Consider the following 1,239-nt stretch of genomic DNA (forward strand, 5'->3'; position numbering starts at 1 on the left):
GAGCTTGGAGAGCTGGCGGTAGATCTCCTGGGTAGCCCCGGTATCGTCGGGCAGATCGGCGGGGGTAATGATCACATTGTAGGAGGGGATATTCTGGGCTAAGATGTAGCCGTTACGGTCGAAAATGATGCCGCGCTGGGCAGGTGTATTGATATTCTTGATGCGGTTCTCTTCGGCTTGCTCCACCCATTGGGGACCTTGAATGACTTGCAGTGCAAACAAGCGCCCTACATATATAAGGAAGGTGACTACAATAAACCCGGCGAAGACGAGGATGCGCCAAGGTTCGATCGTGTTTCGCAGGGTGCTATTGCCATTTAATTTCTGCATAACCATTAATCATAACGCAAAATGTTTAAATTTGTTACGTGTGTGTGAACTCAAAGCTCGATCTCCTCAGGATAGAGCCAATTGGCTAAGTCGCCGATAAAGGCATAGACGGGGACGGCACCAATGAGATTGAGCAGAGCACTGGGCAGTACGATGATATTGAAGGCCTCCACCAAGGGGATATTGACCCCATTGAACCTTAATAAAAGCGCTGTCAAAGTCTGGACCAACAAAGTACCCAAAAAAGTCGCGGCAAACATCGCCAGGAGGCGAACTTGCCAGACTCGTCGGCGCAACAGGCGAGCGATCAAGGTCGCAAGCAAATAGCCACCAACTATGGCAACGACCGGCGCGGCAGTGACCATGCTCACCAAAAAAGCACCAATGAGGCTCCAATGCCAGGCGGTAGTGACCCGCTCCTGGACTGCCCAGGCCAGCAGGGCGAGAAGTACGATGTCCGCGGTCCCATACAGAAGGGGTATCCGGCTGACGACAGCGGATTGGAAGATAACTAGCAAACCCATAACGGGAATGGCGATCAGGGTAGCCATAGCGGTATGGCGGATAGAATCTGGAACCCAGTGGTCCGGCGCCGAGCGATGGAAAAGTGTTCCATGCTAGGGAGATACCTGGTCAGGTTGCAAGGGTGAGACATCCACCGGGCGGAAATTGGTAACCACCAAGACGATATTAAGCTTGGAAAAGTCCACGACCGGCTGGACAGTGGCCGTCTGGTAGAGCTCAAAAGGTCGCTTACGCACCCCGGTGACCTGGCCGATGAGGAGATTGTCGGGGTAGTTTCCGCCCAAGCCGGATGTCAAGACTAGGTCGCCAGGCTCGATGGCGGCGTCTTGGGGGATAAACTCGAGGCCGACCTCGCCGGTGATGGATCCAGTCAACAAAGCCTCC

Annotated in this window: 3 protein-coding genes; all 3 read right to left on the bottom strand. The window is 54.0% G+C overall.

The features are described from left to right. Nucleotides 1-330, bottom strand: a 330-nt coding sequence (locus tag V6D20_04040; protein ID HEY9814962.1) for a hypothetical protein, incomplete at its 3' end; no start/stop codon positions are given. 50 nt (nucleotides 331-380) lie between these two features. Then, nucleotides 381-881: a hypothetical protein gene (locus V6D20_04045; GenBank protein HEY9814963.1), complete on the bottom strand. Its 501-nt coding sequence runs from the start codon at nucleotides 879-881 to the stop codon at nucleotides 381-383. A gap of 66 nt (nucleotides 882-947) precedes the next feature. Next, on the bottom strand, nucleotides 948-1,239 hold a 292-nt coding region (locus V6D20_04050), incomplete at its 5' end, for a rod shape-determining protein MreC (GenBank protein ID HEY9814964.1).

Source organism: Candidatus Obscuribacterales bacterium (genome assembly GCA_036703605.1).
In the GTDB taxonomy this organism is placed as follows: domain Bacteria; phylum Cyanobacteriota; class Cyanobacteriia; order RECH01; family RECH01; genus RECH01.

Bases quoted from the DNA above. Each gene is read 5' to 3' on its own strand.
- V6D20_04045 (HEY9814963.1), bottom strand. From the start codon at position 881: ATGGCTACCCTGATCGCCATTCCCGTTATGGGTTTGCTAGTTATCTTC.